The organism is Pseudomonas sp. W15Feb34 (genome assembly GCF_023127765.1).
Taxonomy (GTDB): Bacteria; Pseudomonadota; Gammaproteobacteria; order Pseudomonadales; family Pseudomonadaceae; genus Aquipseudomonas; species Aquipseudomonas synxantha_A.
This window is the reverse complement of the sequence record NZ_SPKN01000005.1, coordinates 1-17,510: the sequence shown is the minus strand read 5'-3', so window position 1 is coordinate 17,510 and position 17,510 is coordinate 1. Positions and strand designations below refer to the sequence as shown.

20 protein-coding genes are annotated in these 17,510 nt (G+C 58.8%); 8 read left to right on the top strand and 12 right to left on the bottom strand.

The window, feature by feature from the left end; genetic code table 11:
* Nucleotides 1-17 precede the first annotated feature (17 nt).
* Genes E4O97_RS02630 through E4O97_RS02615 form a run of 4 tightly spaced genes read right to left on the bottom strand, consistent with a single transcriptional unit; the run spans nucleotide 18 to nucleotide 2,630 of the window.
* Nucleotides 18-578: a DUF6162 family protein gene (locus E4O97_RS02630; protein ID WP_078820798.1), complete on the bottom strand. Its 561-nt coding sequence runs from the start codon at nucleotides 576-578 to the stop codon at nucleotides 18-20.
* Nucleotides 575-898, bottom strand: coding sequence for a hypothetical protein (locus E4O97_RS02625; protein WP_005786738.1), 324 nt, complete (start codon nucleotides 896-898; stop codon nucleotides 575-577). Before E4O97_RS02625 ends, E4O97_RS02630 begins: the two co-directional genes overlap by 4 nt.
* Nucleotides 895-1,431: a thiamine pyrophosphate-binding protein gene (locus E4O97_RS02620; RefSeq protein ID WP_078820799.1), complete on the bottom strand. Its 537-nt coding sequence runs from the start codon at nucleotides 1,429-1,431 to the stop codon at nucleotides 895-897. The genes E4O97_RS02625 and E4O97_RS02620 overlap by 4 nt, the downstream gene beginning before the upstream one ends.
* The gene (locus tag E4O97_RS02615; RefSeq protein WP_032876963.1) at nucleotides 1,428-2,630 is read right to left on the bottom strand and encodes a PepSY domain-containing protein; all 1,203 of its coding nucleotides are present in this window, start codon (nucleotides 2,628-2,630) and stop codon (nucleotides 1,428-1,430) included. Before E4O97_RS02615 ends, E4O97_RS02620 begins: the two co-directional genes overlap by 4 nt.
* 782 nt (nucleotides 2,631-3,412) lie before the next feature.
* Between E4O97_RS02615 and E4O97_RS02610 the strand changes: the two genes are divergently transcribed.
* The 4 genes from E4O97_RS02610 to E4O97_RS02595 are packed head-to-tail and all read left to right on the top strand — an operon-like array spanning nucleotide 3,413 to nucleotide 7,863.
* A complete protein-coding gene (locus E4O97_RS02610) occupies nucleotides 3,413-4,549 on the top strand; it encodes a radical SAM protein (RefSeq protein ID WP_236648024.1) in 1,137 nt (378 codons plus the stop codon).
* Complete coding sequence (locus tag E4O97_RS02605) at nucleotides 4,546-5,913, top strand: ATP-grasp domain-containing protein (RefSeq protein ID WP_248160825.1); 1,368 nt, start codon at nucleotides 4,546-4,548, stop codon at nucleotides 5,911-5,913. The genes E4O97_RS02610 and E4O97_RS02605 overlap by 4 nt, the downstream gene beginning before the upstream one ends.
* Before the next feature lie 4 nt (nucleotides 5,914-5,917).
* Nucleotides 5,918-6,634 (top strand): 2OG-Fe dioxygenase family protein, encoded by a 717-nt coding sequence (locus E4O97_RS02600; protein ID WP_032876954.1) that lies wholly within the window; start codon nucleotides 5,918-5,920, stop codon nucleotides 6,632-6,634.
* Nucleotides 6,631-7,863, top strand: a complete 1,233-nt coding sequence (locus E4O97_RS02595; protein ID WP_248160824.1) for an MFS transporter — start codon at nucleotides 6,631-6,633, stop codon at nucleotides 7,861-7,863. The genes E4O97_RS02600 and E4O97_RS02595 overlap by 4 nt, the downstream gene beginning before the upstream one ends.
* Nucleotides 7,864-7,982: 119 nt before the next feature.
* Here E4O97_RS02595 and E4O97_RS02590 read toward each other — a convergent pair whose 3' ends face one another.
* Both E4O97_RS02590 and soxR read right to left on the bottom strand, forming a co-directional pair.
* On the bottom strand, nucleotides 7,983-8,441 hold the full coding sequence (locus E4O97_RS02590; protein ID WP_078820803.1) for a VOC family protein: 459 nt from the start codon (nucleotides 8,439-8,441) through the stop codon (nucleotides 7,983-7,985).
* A gap of 74 nt (nucleotides 8,442-8,515) precedes the next feature.
* Entirely contained in the window at nucleotides 8,516-8,971 is a 456-nt protein-coding gene (gene soxR, locus E4O97_RS02585) for a redox-sensitive transcriptional activator SoxR (RefSeq protein ID WP_078820804.1), read from the bottom strand.
* 100 nt (nucleotides 8,972-9,071) lie between these two features.
* Here soxR and E4O97_RS02580 point away from each other — a divergent pair, with 100 nt between their 5' ends.
* On the top strand, nucleotides 9,072-9,437 hold the full coding sequence (locus E4O97_RS02580) for an antibiotic biosynthesis monooxygenase (protein WP_005786757.1): 366 nt from the start codon (nucleotides 9,072-9,074) through the stop codon (nucleotides 9,435-9,437).
* Here the strand turns inward: E4O97_RS02580 and E4O97_RS02575 are convergent.
* A complete protein-coding gene (locus tag E4O97_RS02575) occupies nucleotides 9,426-10,529 on the bottom strand; it encodes a sigma-54 dependent transcriptional regulator (protein WP_078820805.1) in 1,104 nt (367 codons plus the stop codon). The genes E4O97_RS02580 and E4O97_RS02575 overlap by 12 nt on opposite strands.
* Nucleotides 10,530-10,950: 421 nt before the next feature.
* Here E4O97_RS02575 and E4O97_RS02570 point away from each other — a divergent pair, with 421 nt between their 5' ends.
* The 3 genes from E4O97_RS02570 to E4O97_RS02560 all read left to right on the top strand — a co-directional run bounded on the left by E4O97_RS02570 (nucleotide 10,951) and on the right by E4O97_RS02560 (nucleotide 14,472).
* Nucleotides 10,951-11,220 carry a hypothetical protein gene (locus tag E4O97_RS02570; protein WP_032876941.1) on the top strand — a complete coding sequence of 90 codons (270 nt, stop codon included), beginning with the start codon at nucleotides 10,951-10,953 and terminating at the stop codon, nucleotides 11,218-11,220.
* A 233-nt stretch (nucleotides 11,221-11,453) separates the two neighbouring features.
* Complete coding sequence (locus E4O97_RS02565) at nucleotides 11,454-12,614, top strand: aminotransferase class V-fold PLP-dependent enzyme (protein WP_248160823.1); 1,161 nt, start codon at nucleotides 11,454-11,456, stop codon at nucleotides 12,612-12,614.
* Between the two features lie 49 nt (nucleotides 12,615-12,663).
* Nucleotides 12,664-14,472 (top strand): aminopeptidase P family protein, encoded by a 1,809-nt coding sequence (locus tag E4O97_RS02560; protein ID WP_078820807.1) that lies wholly within the window; start codon nucleotides 12,664-12,666, stop codon nucleotides 14,470-14,472.
* Nucleotides 14,473-14,509: 37 nt separating this feature from the next.
* On the opposite strand, the gene E4O97_RS02555 is transcribed toward E4O97_RS02560, so the two are convergent.
* The 5 genes from E4O97_RS02555 to E4O97_RS02535 form a co-directional block, all read right to left on the bottom strand.
* Entirely contained in the window at nucleotides 14,510-15,100 is a 591-nt protein-coding gene (locus E4O97_RS02555; RefSeq protein WP_078820808.1) for a 2-hydroxychromene-2-carboxylate isomerase, read from the bottom strand.
* 35 nt (nucleotides 15,101-15,135) lie between these two features.
* The gene (locus E4O97_RS02550; RefSeq protein WP_032876930.1) at nucleotides 15,136-15,867 is read right to left on the bottom strand and encodes an SDR family oxidoreductase; all 732 of its coding nucleotides are present in this window, start codon (nucleotides 15,865-15,867) and stop codon (nucleotides 15,136-15,138) included.
* 108 nt (nucleotides 15,868-15,975) lie between these two features.
* Nucleotides 15,976-16,257, bottom strand: coding sequence for a hypothetical protein (locus E4O97_RS02545; protein WP_003190182.1), 282 nt, complete (start codon nucleotides 16,255-16,257; stop codon nucleotides 15,976-15,978).
* A 162-nt stretch (nucleotides 16,258-16,419) separates the two neighbouring features.
* The gene (rhtA, locus tag E4O97_RS02540) at nucleotides 16,420-17,307 is read right to left on the bottom strand and encodes a threonine/homoserine exporter RhtA (protein ID WP_078820810.1); all 888 of its coding nucleotides are present in this window, start codon (nucleotides 17,305-17,307) and stop codon (nucleotides 16,420-16,422) included.
* On the bottom strand, nucleotides 17,304-17,510 hold a 207-nt coding region (locus E4O97_RS02535; protein WP_248160822.1), incomplete at its 5' end, for a hypothetical protein. The genes E4O97_RS02535 and rhtA, both read right to left, overlap by 4 nt.

The window sequence follows — 17,510 nt, the reverse complement described above, 5'->3', positions numbered from 1 at the left end:
GCAATCGGTCTTCTCGTTCAGTGACGATGCTGGCGGGTCACGCCGGCATCGAATTGCGCAACCACTTGCTGCCAGCCGGCTGCGATCAGTGCCTGGTCAGTGAGGTCGGCGGGGGCGGCAAGATTGACGCTGCGGTTGAGCCAGATATCCGGCTCGTCGCCCTGCACGCGCATCAGCAGCGAGCCGCTGGTGGCCGGTGCCTGGCTCAAGCCCAGGTAGGCTGCCGAGGGGAGTAACTGCCAGCGATGGCCACCACGGCTGACCGAGCTGGCATCCTGGGCAAAGGGGGCGAAGCCTTCGTCGGCCAGTTGCTCAGGTGTCGGCAGGGCGCTTTGCTCCTGCTGCAACAAGTGGATTTCATCCAGAGTCACCCGCAGGTCGGCGTAGATGCCTTGCTCGGCGGCGCTCAGGTCACGGCGGGCGTCCAACTGGTGGCTTGGCAGCGCCGCAATTTCCTGGGTTTCACCGTGCAGCGCCACGACCGTACCCGCCACCGCCAGGATGAGCAGACACAGCAGCAACACATAGAGCGTTTCATGGCCGGCACCGGCGGGGCGTACAACCTGTGTGGTACTCATTGCGCCTGGATATCCGCTTGGTCGATTTCCACCACGTGGCCGGGGCCTGCATCAAACAGCACATAGAACTCGGCTGCGGGCTTCTTGAAGGTCAGGGTCGAATCTTCACCGAGCTTGCCGGGCACCAGGATGGTTTCGTCGTAGCCGATCACATCCAGCGTCACGCCGGGTGCGCCACTGCCGTCGGAAAAGCCGCCCTTGCACTGGATCTGCTCGCCGGGGATTTCCTTGCATTCGCACATCGGGTTGTGGGCAAAGGCGGTGGTACTCAAGCCGGCGCACAGTAACAGTGCGGCGCGGGTCAGGCGCTTGAACGTCATGGTTTGACTCCTTGCTTGTTCAGCCAGGCAATGGTGGCAGGCGAAGCCTGGTTCAGCGGGATGGAACCCTGGTGCATGCTGCCGTCCCAGCCTTCCATGGTCACCCAGACTTCGGCGTCCACTGGTGTGCGTTCCGGCACCGGCAGGGCGGCGCCCATGCGGTATGGCGTACCGAAGAAGATCACCCCGGCGGCGCGCAGGCTGCGGGGTTTACCGATACGCAGGTAGGTGGCCTTGACTTCGTTGGCGCAGGTGTCACACAGGGCGGCGTTGAAGAATTTCATCGGCCCGGCCGGGTTCGGGCTCGGGCCTTCATTGCGGAACTCGGCCAGGGTCAGGCTCCAGGGTCCGACTTGCACTTGCCCGGCTACGCGCTCGCCGATGCCGGCATCCCCGCGAAACAGCGCGGCGTCGGCGAAGTACTTGGGCATGAACCCCAGCGGTATCAGCAACAGCAGAACATTGATGTGAAAACGCCATTTCAGCCAGAAGGCGCGCAGGGGGGATGGCGGTACGGTCGCGACCTTGCTCATCGCTGTGCCTCCGAGGTTTTGGCGTGCATGGCCGGGATAGAAGCGGGCTGACGTTGCGTCTTGGCTTCGCGCTTGAGGGCATTGAGGGTGGCCAGGGCCGTGCGCTTGGTCCAGATCAGCAAGCCGCTCAATACCATCATGCTCAGCACCAGGCCGAAGAAGGCCCAGATCAACTTGATCCACAAACCGCCGAAGTCACCTGTGTGCAGCGGGCGCATCGACTCGGTGACGAACTCCAGGGGGGTGCGGTCGGACAACAGGTTCGAGACAGCAATTTCACCGTCATAGGGGTTCAGTTGCGCGGTCTGGAACATCAACGGGTACCAGCCGCGCCCGCCGATTTGCAGGTGGCTGTACGCGTTGCTTGGCATGAACACGAAGCTGGCGTCCAGCCCCGGGATTTTTTCGGCGGCGATGTCGATGGCCTTATCGATAGGGATCATCGGTGCCGGGACGCCCGACGCCGACAATGGCACCTTTTCACGGGCAATCACCGGCACGATGGGTTCACTGGAAATGGATATCTGGTTGTCGCTCAAGGCCGCCTCGATCAGGAACCAGGTGCCGGTGATTGAAATGACCGCGATAAACCAGATGGACCAGATGCCGCTCAGGCGGTGAAAGTCGCCCCAGAAGATCCGCGCACCGTGTCGGATACGCAGGGTAGGGCGCAGGAAGCCTTTCCAGAAGCGTTTGTACACCACCAGCCCGGTGATCAGCGAGGCAAGCAGTGGCAAGCCCAGCGCGGATACCAGGTACCAGCCCCAGCTGTACCCATTGGTGAATGGCACAAGCCACCAGCCATGCAGCGCGCGGGTAAATTGCTGGAAGTTGAACGAGGGGCTGATGCCCTGGATCGCTCCGGTATAGGGGTTGGCGTAGACGTCCACCGAGCGCCCATCCGGGTAGCTGAGGCCGACGCTCAGGGCGAAGTGCGACTCATCCGGGCGAATGATGGACTGGACGATTGCCTTGGGCTCATCGCGCTTGATGGCCGCGATCACCTGGTCAAAGCTCAGTGGCTGGGCGTCATCCGACGGCTTGCTCGCACGGATATCCGGGTTGGCCAGCCACACGATTTCCTGGCTCACCACGGCCAGGGTGCCGGTGACACAGACGATCAGTACAAAGAACCAGATGGGCAACGCCAGCCAGCTATGTACGAGAAACCAGAGTTTGGAGCGTGACTTCTTCGACATATGAATGAGGGTCTTGAGCGAAGGGGGCAATGAAAGCCCGGAAAAGGCCAGTCGTAGCTTTTGCTGACGCGACGGGCTGTATCTAAATTAAGACGAATGAGAATGAGAAATCCCTAAGGCGCATATGAAAGAAAATGTTTCAGGTTCACATTCAGGCCGCATTTGAGAGCTGATCGAACACGCAATACACCAGCCCGCAGGCGTTCAGCGGCTTGCGTGAGGCCGGGCCTGACCTCCAGGGACGTGATCATGCCGCTGGGTGATTTCGTCATCAGCCATGCATTTGAGCGCCACTGCCTCGCGCCCAGCCCCTGGCTCAGCGGAAGTGCGGCTACGTAGTTATATAAGTAGAAATAACGCTCTCTATAACAGCGGCGCGCGTTGCTTTCAGTATTATTTGTTTTTCAAATAGCTTGGCTTGAACGAAAGCCCCCCCTTGTCATTAAAGGGTGTTGGCGCGGGTGCAGGTTAATTCCAGACAAATTACAAGTTTATTGTATTGACACATTGGCGGGTATCGGCTTTAGTGGGTGCGGACTTGGAAGTCGAAATATTATAAAAAGGAAGTTGATTGCATGACCGTGCTAGTCGTTTATTCGCGCCCTCAAATGGCGAACTGTTATATCTCTCTGGTGCCGGTGATCAAATTAGTTACTTGATCGTGGTCTGTCGTATCTCCGTCGATTGCCATTGCTGCGAATAATACTTTTCCTGCGCTGGAAAAGTACGCGTCCCTATGCCTTAACAGAGAGTTCAAACTCATGTCGATTTTTGATCAAGCCATGCATCGTTCAGTTCAGTGGCAAGACTGGCGTTGGCAGCAGAAGAATGCCATCCGCGATGAACCTGCACTGCGCAATGCCTGCGGTGGATGGGGCGAGGCCACAACGGCGCATATCGAGCACAACCTGCAAGATCGCAAGATGCAGATCACGCCTTACTATATTGATTTGATCAAGCGTTCACTCACCACCGGCGAAGTGATGGACCACCCACTGTGGCGCCAGGTAGTACCGTACTGGAGCGAACAGGTGCAGGGCGACTATGACGGCAGTTCCGAAAACTGGGAACTCAATCATGAGATGAAGACGCCCATCTGCCAGCACAAGTACGACAACCGCGTGATCCTGCGCACCACCAACACCTGCAATGCCTATTGCCAGTTCTGTTTCGAGGCGCTGCGCACGCTGCAGGTGGGCACCGACAAAGCTAACGCCAACACCGACTCGTTCAAGGATTCGGTGGAGTACATCCGCGCTAACCCGGCGATTGAAGAGGTGATTCTCAGTGGCGGTGACCCACTGATGCTGGCCGACCGCAAGCTTGAGGAGATGCTGGCCGCATTGCGCGGCATTCGTGATGACCTGCTGATACGCATTCATTCGCGGGCTTTGAGTTTCAACCCGTTTCGCGTGACCGATGAGTTGGTGGCGATGCTGCACAAGTACAAAGTCAATGCATTTGGTGTGCATGTCTGCCACCCGCTTGAACTCAGTGCTGATTTTGCCCTCGCGGTTAAACGGATTCAGGGCGTGGTGCCGATAGTATTCTCTAACATGCCGCTGTTGCGTGGCGTGAATGATGATGAAGCGACGTTGCATAAATTATTCATTGATCTTTATCGTCTGGGCGTAAAGCCCTATTACTTATATCACTTCATGCCGTTTTCACCCGGTGCTTCAGAGTATAAGGCCTCGATCAGCCAAGCCATCGTCATAATGGATCGGCTCAAACGCCGCGTATCCAATATTGCCCTGCCCGAATATGTACTTCCTCACGCACAAGGCAAGTTCACCGTGCCGTTGTTGGACTTTGAAAAACCTGAAGACTTACCGCATTTTGAAGTTCGCGATGGGCAGCGTACTTACCGTTTTCGCAACTGGGAGGGCCAATGGTGCAGTTGGCAGGATGCGGTATGAAACAGGGTGCGATTCTGTTTATTGATGTGGATGACAGCGCTTGCGCTCGCTACCGCTACCGGGAACCGCATTTCACGGTGGCCCGCGCCCACGGCTTGGCGTGTTTGACGGCCGCCGTGGCGGGGCGCAAGCACCTGCAACGACTCAGGGACGACAGTGACGAAGTGTTCCTGCTCGAAACGCTCAGTGAGCAGTCCATCCTGGAGTTGGTCGGACAGTTGGACGGGCGTTATCAGGTGCGGGGGATTTTCTGCCAGGCCGGGCACCCGTCCGCACAAGGGGAGGTGGGCTGTATCGTTGCGCAGGCGTGTCAGCGGTTGGGCTTGGTCTACAGCCACCCAGAGGCGATTGCGGCGTGCAATAACAAGTTCTTGATGCGCCGCGTGTTGAAACAGCATGAGTTGCGTTCGGTACCGTTCGTGCTGTGCAACAACGAACAGGAACTCCAGCAAGGCGCCGAGCGCGTGGGTTATCCACTGATCGCCAAACCGCCCTTTGGCGGGGCTTCGGCGTTTATCAAAAAATGCTCGAACTGGGAGGAGCTACGTAGCCACTATCGGCATTTCGTGAGTGATCATGGCGCCGCCGCTTATGCGGACTTCTACGGCTGTGCGCACGCCCTGCCGCCTGAGGGTGGGCTGCGGCGTGAATACCTGCCAGGGCGCAGCATTCTGTTGGAAGGTTATATTCCTGGCATCGAAGGCAGTGTGGAATGTGTGATTGCCGGCGAGCGTGTCCATCCGCTGCTGATCAATGAAAAACTGCTGCTGACCGAGCGCAGCGGCACCGTCCTTGAGAACCTGCTGATTTCCCCGCCGACGTCGTTCAGCCAGGCCCAGTGTGAGCAGATCCGCCAGTACGCGGTGGACTGCCTGCACGCGGTGGGCCTGACCAACGCTGTGGTGCATTTCGAGTTTCGCATGACGGACGCAGGGCCGGTGGTCATCGAGATCAACCCGCGCCTGGGCGGACTGTATGTGAACTCGGCGTTCCGCGACTTGGCCGGTGTCGATCCTTATCAGTTGTACATGGGATTGTTGTTGGGCGAGAAGGGCATCAATGCACAGTTGGAGGCCGGTGCACATAAGATCGCCGAGGCGCGGCAACACTACGCGATGCTGGCGATTTATCCGCAGCACAGTGGCCTTTTCAGGGGCATTGACGGCCTGCAGTTCCTGGACCAACACCGCTCGGTGCTGGAATACGCCCCGCAGGACCCCGGCCACTACATTGACGCGGATATCGAGGAGCATTATTTGCTCAAATGCTGGGCCCAGGTTGGCAATGCCGCCGACGCCCATGCCTTGCACGATGCGTTGCAGCAACACCTGCGCATCCTCATCGATCCACCGGTTGCAGGATAGCGATATGGACATCCCTCAGATTTCGGCGCTTTTGCGCGAACATCACTTCTGTCATCGCCCGGACTTTCGCGAACTGGTCAAAGTTGAACCGGGTGAGGAGCAAAGCTTTCGCGCGTATTGGGATAACCTGGTGCGCGACGAGGCGTTCAGGACTTACACCCACCGCGAACGGCGCATCTTGCGCTATCGTCTGTTACCGTCACGGCAATTGCAGATCGACAGGAATACGGCGTTCAAATCGCCGGTCACCTACGCGGTGAACTATCGCCAGGGCGTGAACCACCTGAGCTATAGCGAGGAGGGCTTTATCGAGCACCCACTCATGCAGAAGCTGCTGGCGACGGACCTTGCAGTGATTACCCCGCACCTGGGCGAACAGACCTATACGATCGATATCCATCAGTTCCGGGTGCGGGCGGATGGGCCATCGAGCAGCCCGACCACTTCGGGGATTCACCAGGACGGCCTGGATTGGGTGTTCATGCACTTTATTGGCGAATGCAACACGGTGCCGGTGGTGTCGGAGGTGTTTGCCGACGAAACGGAGCACAGCCGGCTGCTGCAACTGCCGATGGAGAAATTTCTGGAGACTATCGTGATCAACGACCGTGGGTTCTACCATCGGGCCGGGGAGGTGCGACCGCGGGTGGAGACGGCACCGGCCTGGCGCGATGTGCTCTTGGTAAGCCTGCGCAGTGTCGAGGAGGCACAGCCTGCATGAGCCACGATCAACAACTGAATCTGTCGACCCGCAACGCTCGCCTGATCATCTTTGCTCGCGGTGTGTCGGATTTTGGCGCGTTCCTCAACATGGTGGCGTTGTCCACTTATGTGTACTGGCTCAGCCAGAGCGTAGTGTTTGTCAGCATTTTCCTGGCGTGCCGGGTCACCGGCGGGATTGTCGCGAGCCTGTTTGGCATCCCGTTTTTTCGGCGGTTTGCCGGGCGTGGGACGTTGGCGGGGTTGGACCTGGCCCGGGCGCTGTTGCTGACGCCGCTGGTGGTGTTGTTACCGGCCCATCAACTCACCCTTCTTCCCTTTATCGCCTTCGGTATCGGCCTGTGCAATTCGCTGTTTGCCATTGGCCTCAACAGTCAGTTGCCCACCTGGGTCGCGCTGGAGCAGCGGGTGAATACCAATGCATGGATCACCTCGGCGGCCGCCACCGGCGCGGTCTTCGGCAGTTTGCTCTCCGGCTTGCTGATCGCCACGGGCGGATTTGAAGCGGTGTTTGCCGTCAACATCGGCACCTATGTGATTGCCGCTTGCCTGGTCTTGCCCTTGCGCGCGTTGTTTAGCGTTGCTGTTGCCGCGCATCGCGGGCTGGCCGCCGAATGGCACGAGCTGACCAAGGGGTTGCGCGGTGCGCCGGTGCTGGCCGCGATGTTGCTGATCAGCATGCTCGACACCCTTGGCAGCGCGGCCCATAACGTCGGCTGGCCAGTGCTGTCGCAGTACATTTCACCGGACACGGCCAAGACGGTCATGGGCTATCTGCTGGCCGTGTGGGCCTGTGGCAAGTTTGTTGGCGCGCGCATCGCCAGTGCAGTGTTGAAAGGTCGTGGCACCCAAGGCATGGAGCGCTTGTTCATGCTCGGTGTGGCGTTGATGTCCAGCGGCTTTATCCTGACATTCCAGCAGACCGAACTGTGGCTGGCGCTGTTGCTGGTGGTGTGGGCAGGGCTGGGCGATGGATTGTCCGAGGTGGCGTTGATCTCCCGTGCGCAAAGCGAGCCCGATAGCTTGCGCTTGCCGCTGTTCAGCCTCTTGACCCTGATCCAGATGGCCGGTTTTGGCGTGGGCATGCTGGTGGTCGGGCCGTTCTATGTGACGTGGACGCCGGCCCAGGTGATCGTGTTGTTCCATGGGCTGCCATTGACCGCCTTGTTGGTCATGACGATATGGCTGGGGCGCAATGCGTACCGGGGTGTCAGATCGACAAACCCTTGAAGTGTTCCAGACTCCACACAGGCCTTTAGCTTGCCGGAGCAGGCCACGCGTGTTGGCCGGCTGGAACCTGGGGCAAGGCGTGGCGTGTTGCAGGCGCGAGCAAGCTCACGCCCACAGGGTTAATTTTGCTTGAACATCTGCATGGCACGCTGGCGGATTTGCTCCTCGGTCAGGTCCTCCTTATGGGTGGCCAGGAACCAGAGGTGACCGAACGGATCCTTCACACTCGCCGAGCGATCCCCATAGAACTGATCCTGCGGCTCGGACACTACGCTGGCGCCGGCATCAACCGCCTGTTTGAACTGTGCGTCCACGTCATTCACATACAGGTGCAAACCGACACTGGGATGTGAGTCGGGATTGCGCAGGGCCGTTTCGTCACAGGGCGTGCCTAGCATGATCACCGCTTCGTCAATACGCAGCTCCGCATGGCCGACCCTGCCGTCGGGCATGTCCAGGCGCATGAACACCGAGGCGCCAAAGGCCTTTTTGTAGAACTCGATCGCCTTTGCGGCCTCGTTGATGCCCAGGTAGGGAGTAATGCCGTGGTAACCCTCGGGAATAGGTTTAACGCTCATAACGTTCTCCTTTGATTGTGGTTATGGAGTTACAGCCTTTCCACTATAGGTCACGTTGCATTGCGCAACCGGCTTTACCGATCGGAATCAAGCGTGGGCTCCAGCAGTTGCGCACCGGGGCCACGCTCACCCAACTGGTCATCGTGATTGCGCAACGGGCACGCCTCCATCGACAGGCACCCGCACCCGATACAACCATTGAGCTTGTCGCGCAGCAGCGTCAGCTTGTTGATGCGCTCATCCAGATCTTGACGCCACAAGGCCGACAGCCGTTCCCAGTCGTGAGCGTTCGGTGTGCGCCCATCGGGCAGGGCCCGCAATGCCTCGCCAATGGTCGCCAGCGGAATGCCCAGGCGTTGGGCAATTTTGATCAGCACCACCCGGCGCAGTACGTCCCGTGGATATCGCCGTTGATTGCCGGCATTGCGATTGCTCTTGATCAGCCCTTTGGATTCGTAGAAGTGCAGGGCGGTGACCGCTACGCCGCTGCGGGCGGCCAACTGACCGACGCTGAGTTCGTTGCTGAGCATGTAAGACTCCCAAACAGTGCTTGACCTCGACTTAACTAGAGGTTTTACCCTGCGTGACATCGAATCGCAAGATTCTGCCTACAGAGAAAGGGGAGTGCTCATGCAGGTATCAGAGAAAAATCGCAGCTTCACTCAATTGATCGAATTTCAGATCGAGCCCCGCCAGCAATCAGCCCTGGTGGCGGCCTTGACCACCCAGAGCGAGCGCCTCGCGGCAAGCCATGGTGGCTTTCTGAGTGCCAGTGTGCAGGTCAGCGATGATGGGCGGCGGGTGCTCAATTACCTGCAATGGCAATCCCGCGAGGACGGAGAAGCAGCCTTCAAGCGTTTCGAGCACGGCGACGAAGATTTCTGGACACTGATCCGCGCGCATCAAGCGACGGCTGTGACCTTCGGATCATTCCAGGTGTTGCGCAGTTTTGAGCGCAGTCAGGACGATGCTTTGCACTGCCGCTTAAATGGATAAATGCAGCATCCGTTCGCCCTGCAGCGTTTGCCCGGGCCGGCGTTTGTTTACCGCCAGCTCGCCGATCTTGATCAGGCGCGTGCGCGTAACGTTGCGGCTCAGGCCCAGCAGGTTGGCGGTGTGCACCTGGTTGTAATGGCTGAAGCGGTAAGCGGCGCGTAATAAAGCGTCCTCGACTTTTTCATGCAGGGCGCCGGCCTGTTCCTCGAAGAGCTTTTGAAACGCCCGCGCAAGCAAGGCTTCGGCGCTGTTGTCGGTGGCGTGCTGGCTGTCGTCCTGGCGCTCGATGCGCATATTTGACAGGCGCAGATCGTCGCGTTCGATCACGCCGTTGCGGCAGATCAGCAAGGTGTGGTGAATCACGTTTTCCAGCTCGCGAATATTGCCCGGCCAACTGTAGCGCTTGAGTTTGTGCTCGGCCTCGCTGCTGATGGTGATCGGGCCGTAGCCCAGGCGCTGGCTGTAGGCTTGGATAAAGTGGCGGGTCAGCGGCAGGATATCGCCGGGGCGCTCGCGCAGCGGGCTCAGCTCCAGGCTGACCACATCGAGGCGGTAGTACAGATCTTCGCGAAAATGCCCGGCGTTGATGGCCTTTTCCAGTTGTACGTTGGTGGCGGCCAGGACTCTTACATCAATAGGTATGCTTTTGCGTGAGCCCAGGCGCACCACTTCGCGCTCCTGCAACACCCGCAGCAGTTTGACCTGGATGGCCATCGGCAGGTCGCCGATCTCATCTAGAAACAAGGTGCCGCCGTCTGCCTCTTCGAACCAGCCGGCCTTGGCGCTGAGGGCGCCGGTAAACGCGCCTTTCTCGTGGCCGAACAACTCGGCTTCCACCAGGGATTCAGAGAACGCCCCGCAGTTCACCGCTACGAACGGCCGGTTGCGCCGAGCGCTGAGGTTGTGGATATGCCGCGCCACCAGCTCTTTGCCGGTGCCGGTCTCGCCGATGATCAGCACGCTGGCTTCGCTGGGCGCCACTTGTTGGATATGGTCGAGCAGTGCCTGGGATTTGGGGTCTTCGAAGACCTGGGCCGTGGCGCGGATCGAGGTCGCAAGGGCGGGCGAGGGCGGTAGGGTCAAAAGTTGCATGGGCACCTCTCTCAGGAGTAGAACGTCGGGATCGGCAGGGACTGGCTCAATTTTAACGGCGGGGTACTGAGCAACAGAGGTGAAGTAGGTTGAACAAGGGCTGTACCAACGGGTTCAGGCTTTGATCTGTATGGGTATGGCGCTCGCTGCCGAGAAAGGGAGTTGTTGTCTGACCCCAGTTTTGGGGTTGGCTGTTGCCACTGCACAGTTGCTGACGTGTGAAGCTATTTATAGAGAAAATGATTTATTCCGTAAATGGATGTGTTTGCATATTTATAGATCTTTAAGGAATATTAGCAGCCGATTTTTGAAGGTGGCGTGCCGGTTGATAGCGACTATCACGGGTGATGATTTTTCACCGAGAAGGACCGGGAGTAGCCTGTGTTCATTGACTTGAACCCCCTCTCGCAGAGCCGCCGCCATGAACCGTTTCCTCGCTGTTTCGCTGCTACTTGTTACCTCTGTCCTTGCCGGATGTGCGTCCCATCCAGCCCCGGAATTGCGTCCATACACCGCCGAGGAGACCAGGCAATTGGCCCTGGAGGCGCTGAGCCGTCGCGGCTTGTCGTTTGACGAATATCAGCAGCAGCGCGCTGCGTTGCTTGGCCAGCCACAGAAGCCTTTCTCTTTTGATCGCCAGGGTGAAATGAACGCCGAGCGCAGCGTAGTCCTGCATGGTCGTCCCAGTTGAGCCGGCCTCTTGCGATAAAAAGCCCGAGGATTCCCTTAAGGAACCTCGGGCTTTTTGTTTGCCATGGAGCTACTTCAGCCTGTTAAGCTCAATTCCAGGAGCGTTCCTACGCACATTTAAATAAAGTTACCTTCTTTAATGGCATTCGATCGGTTAAACCTGACGACCTCTGTTCCGGTCGATGCCCCCCCGAGACGCTGCTTTCGGGAGCACGCTCTGCGAGTTCTAACGTCATGAATAAACGTCCGTTGTATTTTGACTACGCCGCTACCACGCCGGTGGATGAGCGGGTTATCCAGGTGATGGTCGAGTGCCTGGGCTTCAATGCCAATTTTGGTAACCCGGCGTCCAGTTCCCATGCATTCGGCCAGGCGGCCCGGCACACGGTTGAACAGGCGCGTCGCCAGGTCGCTGAACTGGTCGGCGCCCAGCCGGAGCAGATCGTCTGGACCTCCGGCGCCACGGAGTCCAACAACCTGGCGCTCAAGGGAGTGACCCAGGCCCGTGGTGTGGCGGGTGGGCATATCATCACCAGCCAGATCGAGCACAAGGCCACACTGGATACTGCGCGGCAACTGCAGGAAGCCGGCGTGGCGGTGACCTACCTGGTGCCGGATGCGGACGGCTTGATCAGCGTCGAAGCGGTCAGCGAAGCCCTGCGCGAGGACACCTTCCTGGTCTCGCTGATGCTGGTCAATAACGAGCTGGGCACCCTGAATGACATCCCGGCCATCGGTGCGGGGGTACGTGAGCATGGCGCGTTGTTTCATGTGGACGCGGCGCAAGGGGCTGGCAAGGTAGCCATCGACCTGGGCCTGTGGCCGGTGGATTTGATGTCATTCTCCGCGCACAAGCTGTACGGCCCCAAAGGTATCGGCGCGTTGTATGTCGGGCCTTTGGCGCAGCAGAAAGTGCTGGCGCAGATTCATGGCGGTGGACACGAAGGGGGCTTGCGTTCTGGCACCCTGGCGACCCATCAGATTGCCGGCATGGGGACGGCGTTTGCCTTGGCGGCAGCGTCCTTTGCTGATGAGAAGGCTCGGATTGCAGCGTTGCGCCAGCGCCTGCTGGATCACCTGACGTCAGTTACCGGCTTGCGCCTCAATGGCAGCCCAACTCAGCGTATTCCACATACCCTGAGCCTGACGTTCAGCGAGGGTGAGTTCAACTCTGCCACACTGAGCGCGGGCATTGCCTTTTCCGCGACTTCGGCGTGCAATTCGGCAAGCAACGCACCGTCCCATGTGCTTCTGGCCCTGGGGCATGATGCTCGCACCGCCGGTCGTACCATTCGCTTGAGCCTGGGCCGGTTTACCACCGAACAGGACATCGACGAAGCCGCACAGTTGATCAAGGCAGCATTGGCCAGCGCCCCGGCGTTTTGGGCGGTCTGATTTATCATTGGCAACATATAACAATTATTCGTGGTTAGCAGGAGACACAATGAGTACGCAGCCTTTGACCCATGGAACGGTTCCCCAGCGCCTGGCGCATACCCGTGAACTGATGCGCCGCGAGGGCATTCACGCCCTGCTGGTGCCATCGGCTGACCCGCACTTGTCCGAATACTTGCCGGGCTACTGGCAGGGGCGCCAATGGTTGTCGGGGTTCCATGGTTCGGTGGGGACACTGATCGTCACGGCGGATTTTGCCGGGGTCTGGGCCGATAGCCGTTACTGGGAGCAGGCGACCAAGGAACTCAAGGGCAGTGGCATTGAGTTGGTAAAGCTGCAACCGGGCCAGCCTGGGCCGTTGGAATGGCTGGCCGAGCAAACCCCTGAAGGTGGCGTAGTGGCTGTGGACGGTGCGGTCATGGCCGTGGCTTCGGCACGTACTCTGGGGGGCAAGCTGGCCGAGCGCGGCGCCCGCTTGCGCACTGATATCGACCTGCTCGACGAAGTCTGGCAAGACCGCCCGACGCTACCAAACCAGCCGATCTACCAGCATCTGCCGCCTCAAGCCACCGTCAGCCGTGGCGAGAAACTCGCCGCACTGCGCGCCAGCTTGAAAGACAAGGGCGCCGATTGGCATTTCATCGCGACGCTGGACGACATCGCCTGGTTGTTCAACCTGCGTGGCGGTGATGTGTCCTTCAACCCGGTGTTTGTATCTTTTGCGTTGATCAACCAACAGCAGGCTACGTTGTTTGTCGCGCTGGGCAAGGTCGATGCCGAGTTGCGGGTGATGCTCGAGCAGGATGGCGTGACGTTGCGCGACTACAGCGAAGTGGCCGATGCACTGCGTGCCGTACCGTCGGGGGCCAGTTTGCAAGTGGACCCCGCACGCGTGACGGCCGGCTTGCTGGAAAATCTCGATGCCGGCGTCAAGCTGGTTGAAGGACTCAACCCGACTACGCTCGCAAAATCCCGCAAGAGCCTGGCGGACGCGGAACATATTCGTCAGGCCATGGAGCAGGATGGCGCTGCGTTGTGCGAATTTTTTGCCTGGCTCGACAGCGCCCTGGGCCGCGAGCGCATTACCGAACTGACGATCGACGAACACTTGACTGCGGCGCGTACCCGCCGCCCTGGCTATGTGTCGCTGAGCTTCAACACCATTGCTGCGTTCAACGCCAACGGCGCCATGCCGCATTACCACGCGACTGAACAAGAGCATGCCCTGATCGAAGGCGATGGCTTGCTATTGATCGATTCCGGTGGCCAGTACCTGGGCGGCACCACGGACATCACGCGGATGGTGCCCATCGGTACCCCGAGTGATGAGCAGAAGCGCGATTGCACGCGGGTACTCAAGGGGGTGATTGCCCTGTCCCGTGCACACTTCCCCAAAGGTATTCTCTCACCGTTGCTGGATGCGATTGCCCGTGCGCCGATCTGGGCCGAAGGGGTGGACTACGGTCACGGTACAGGTCATGGCGTAGGTTATTTCCTCAATGTGCATGAGGGGCCGCAGGTTATTGCCTACCAGGCCGCTGCCGCGCCACAAACAGCGATGCAACCTGGGATGATTACTTCCATCGAGCCGGGGACTTATCGCCCTGGTCGTTGGGGTGTACGCATCGAAAACCTGGTGTTGAACCGTGAAGCGGGCAAGACCGAGTTTGGGGAGTTCCTCAAGTTCGAAACCCTGACCTTGTGCCCGATTGACACCCGTTGCCTGGAACCGTCGTTGCTGACGGCGGATGAGCGCGAATGGTTCAACGCCTATCACGCCGAGGTGCGTGAGCGCTTGAGCCCGCTGCTCAGTGGTGCGGCGCTTGAGTGGTTGCAGGTGCGTACCACAGCTATTTGATTGGCTGCAGCCGGCCTGCGCCGGCTGCAAGCGATATTTAGCTGAGGGCTTCGCGCACGAAGTCCAGTCGGTCCTGACCAAAGAACAGCTGATTGCCTACAAAAAAGCTGGGGGCACCGAACACGCCGCGTTTAACGGCTTGTTCGGTTTTGTCCTTGAGCGCGTTTTTGACGGCTTCATCATTGGACAGGGCCAATACCTGCTCTGGGTCGAACCCATGCTCGGTCAGCACGTGGGCCACGACCTCGGGATCGCCCAGGTGTCGGCCTTCCACCCAGAGGGCGCGGAACAGGCAGTCGATAAAGTCGGAGAAGCGCTCAGGCTCATGGATTTGTATGCCGGTGATTGCGCGCATCAGTACCAGTGTATTGATGGGAAAGTGCGGGTTGAACCTGAGCGGTACATTGTAGCGTTTGGCGTAGCGCGCCAAGTCATCCAGCATGTAGCGACCCTTGGCCGGCACAGTGATCGGTGAGGCGTTGCCAGTAGCCTTGAATACGCCGCCCAACAGCATCGGTTGATAGACCAGATGCGCGCCGGTCTCGGTGCAGAGTGCCGGTAGTTGGGTATAGGCCAGGTAAGTCGCGGGGCTACCGAGATCAAAGAAAAATTCCAGGGTTTTACTCATGGTCGATACTCGCTGCTTATTGTTATAGGGGCGTGTTACCAGGGTTCGTTCCAGGGGCGCAGGTCCAGCTCGAACGTCCAGGCGTCCCGGGGCTGGCTGTGCAGGTACCAGTAGTTTTCGGCGATGTGGTCAGGGTTGAGGAGGCCGTCCTGATCCTTGAGGGCATATTTTTGCGGGAAATTTTCGCGAATGAACTCGGTATCAATGGCGCCATCGACTACTACATGGGCGACGTGGATGTTCATCGGGCCTAATTCCCGCGCCATGCTTTGGGCCAGGGCGCGGATACCATGTTTGGCCCCGGCGAATGCGGCAAATCCCGCGGCCCCACGCAAGCCGGCAGTGGCGCCGGTGAACAGGATGGTGCCGCGTTTACGGGTGGCCATACGCTTGGCGACTTCGCGCGCGTTCAAGAAGCCGGAGAAACACGCCATCTCCCAAATCTTGAAGTACTTGCGTGCGGTTTCTTCCAGAATGCTGCAAGGCACGTTCGCACCGATGTTGAAGACGAACGCTTCAATGGGCCCCAGCTCCGTTTCGATTTGCTCTACCAGTGCGATCACGTCTTCTTCTTTACGTGCATCACAGGCAAAGCCATGGGCTTGCCCGCCCGCCAATTGAATGCTGTCTACCAGTGGTTGCAGTTTGTCGGCACTACGACGGGTAACGCAGGCGATGTAACCTTCGCGGGCAAAGCGCTTGGCTATGGCGCCGCCGGTTGCGTCACCGGCGCCTACCACCAATACGATTTTGTTGTTGTGCGTCATGGGAACTCCATTGGCTCGATGATCGAGCAGGAGTTTAGTCGCCATGTCGTAAATGGCCTGGCCTGTGTGGAAATTTAAGATGAGCAGTCAGGGAGACTGCTCGGGCAGCTATTTGCAGATGACGATCATGCTGCGGCTGGTATAGCCGGCAGGGTTGAGACCGAAGGGATAGTCCCCTGGCTCTTCGGAGTTGTCGCCGGACTTGGCAATCACTCGATAACCCTTGGCGCCGCATGAATTGGCGGCACTGGTGTAGCACTGGTCCCAGGAGGAGGACAGGCCCGAACAGTTGATATGCAGTCCTTTTTTACCGCGTTTCACTTCTGTTTTAGTGGTGGCGGCACACCCCGCGATGCCCACAACCAGCAACAGTATCAAAATTCGTTTCATTCCCATCCTTAATAGCCGCCCTGCAAAGAACAGGGCTGCTTTACTCGCTCTCGAGCGAAGCGTTCATGCAGTCCGTGTCGAAATTCTCCATGAATGACATTCGGTTACGGCCTAAACATGGCCTAAATGAGCGGCAAATACCAGAGCTGGGGTTAAAGATGATCAGTCGGCGGGTACCAGTGGTTTGGATTTGTGGCTCATCGTCAAAGTGGCACCGACCGAGGCCAGGATAATGCAGGTGATGGCCAGCCACTGGGCGAGCGATAGATGCTCGTGCAGGAAAAACAGGCCGGAGAGGGCGCCGAACGCCGGCTCGATACTCATCAGTGTGCCGAAAGTACGGGCGGGAAGGCGTGTTAGTGCGACCATCTCAAGGGTGTAGGGCAGGGCAGTGGACAGAATCGCCACGCCGATGGCGACAGGGATCAGTGCCGGCGTCAGCAGCGCGGCGCCGGCATGCACGATGCCGATCGGTGCAACGAAGAGGGCGGCAATCATTACCCCGAGCGCGGCGGTTTGGACGCCATTGTCATTTCCCGCCTTTTGGCCGAACAAAATGTAGAGCGCCCAGCATACGCCGGCGCCCAGCGCGTAAGCGGCCCCTATCAGATCAATGCCGCTACTGGCCTTGTCCGTCGGAATCAACAGAAGCAGGCCAATGATCGCCAGAGCAATCCACACGAAGTCGACAGCTCGGCGCGAGGCATAGATAGCTACAGCAAGCGGGCCTGTGAATTCGAGCGCTACGGCAATTCCCAGGGGGACAGTGCGCAGTGACATATAGAAGAGGAAGTTCATGCCACCTAGCGCCATCCCGTAGATGATCACTGTGCGCAGTGACTTGGCCGTCAGCTTGGCGCGCCATGGTCGCAATATGAGCAGCATGATCACACTGGCAAAAATCAAACGCAGGGCGGTGGTGCCTTGTGCGCCGACAACGGGAAACATGCTCTTGGCCAATGATGCCCCGGATTGAATGGAGGCCATGGCGATCAACAGCAGGCCGACGGGAAACAGTGCCGAGGCCAGGCTGCGGGGTGAAGTGGTCATTGAGAGGGCTCTTCTGAGGTCGTAGTCAATAAGCAGAAGACGCTATGATGCTTAACTGTCAAGCGATGAGCAATATATTGCTCAAATCGCACGCAGTGGTTGTCTATATAGTGTAATTCTTGAGTTTGCCGCGGATTTAATAGAAAACCCAAATTAAGAGTTGACGGCAGATTCTGGAAGCCTATAATTCGCCCCACTTCCGG

Excerpts from the sequence above, each read along its gene's own strand:
- E4O97_RS02630 (WP_078820798.1), bottom strand. The coding sequence starts at position 578 with ATGAGTACCACACAGGTTGTACGCCCCGCCGGTGCCGGCCATGAAACG.
- E4O97_RS02625 (WP_005786738.1), bottom strand. The coding sequence starts at position 898 with ATGACGTTCAAGCGCCTGACCCGCGCCGCACTGTTACTGTGCGCCGGC.
- E4O97_RS02620 (WP_078820799.1), bottom strand. The coding sequence starts at position 1,431 with ATGAGCAAGGTCGCGACCGTACCGCCATCCCCCCTGCGCGCCTTCTGG.
- E4O97_RS02615 (WP_032876963.1), bottom strand. The coding sequence starts at position 2,630 with ATGTCGAAGAAGTCACGCTCCAAACTCTGGTTTCTCGTACATAGCTGG.
- E4O97_RS02610 (WP_236648024.1), top strand. The coding sequence starts at position 3,413 with ATGCATCGTTCAGTTCAGTGGCAAGACTGGCGTTGGCAGCAGAAGAAT.
- E4O97_RS02605 (WP_248160825.1), top strand. The coding sequence starts at position 4,546 with ATGAAACAGGGTGCGATTCTGTTTATTGATGTGGATGACAGCGCTTGC.
- E4O97_RS02600 (WP_032876954.1), top strand. The coding sequence starts at position 5,918 with ATGGACATCCCTCAGATTTCGGCGCTTTTGCGCGAACATCACTTCTGT.
- E4O97_RS02595 (WP_248160824.1), top strand. The coding sequence starts at position 6,631 with ATGAGCCACGATCAACAACTGAATCTGTCGACCCGCAACGCTCGCCTG.
- E4O97_RS02590 (WP_078820803.1), bottom strand. The coding sequence starts at position 8,441 with ATGAGCGTTAAACCTATTCCCGAGGGTTACCACGGCATTACTCCCTAC.
- soxR (WP_078820804.1), bottom strand. The coding sequence starts at position 8,971 with ATGCTCAGCAACGAACTCAGCGTCGGTCAGTTGGCCGCCCGCAGCGGC.
- E4O97_RS02580 (WP_005786757.1), top strand. The coding sequence starts at position 9,072 with ATGCAGGTATCAGAGAAAAATCGCAGCTTCACTCAATTGATCGAATTT.
- E4O97_RS02575 (WP_078820805.1), bottom strand. The coding sequence starts at position 10,529 with ATGCAACTTTTGACCCTACCGCCCTCGCCCGCCCTTGCGACCTCGATC.
- E4O97_RS02570 (WP_032876941.1), top strand. The coding sequence starts at position 10,951 with ATGAACCGTTTCCTCGCTGTTTCGCTGCTACTTGTTACCTCTGTCCTT.
- E4O97_RS02565 (WP_248160823.1), top strand. The coding sequence starts at position 11,454 with ATGAATAAACGTCCGTTGTATTTTGACTACGCCGCTACCACGCCGGTG.
- E4O97_RS02560 (WP_078820807.1), top strand. The coding sequence starts at position 12,664 with ATGAGTACGCAGCCTTTGACCCATGGAACGGTTCCCCAGCGCCTGGCG.
- E4O97_RS02555 (WP_078820808.1), bottom strand. The coding sequence starts at position 15,100 with ATGAGTAAAACCCTGGAATTTTTCTTTGATCTCGGTAGCCCCGCGACT.
- E4O97_RS02550 (WP_032876930.1), bottom strand. The coding sequence starts at position 15,867 with ATGACGCACAACAACAAAATCGTATTGGTGGTAGGCGCCGGTGACGCA.
- E4O97_RS02545 (WP_003190182.1), bottom strand. The coding sequence starts at position 16,257 with ATGAAACGAATTTTGATACTGTTGCTGGTTGTGGGCATCGCGGGGTGT.
- rhtA (WP_078820810.1), bottom strand. The coding sequence starts at position 17,307 with ATGACCACTTCACCCCGCAGCCTGGCCTCGGCACTGTTTCCCGTCGGC.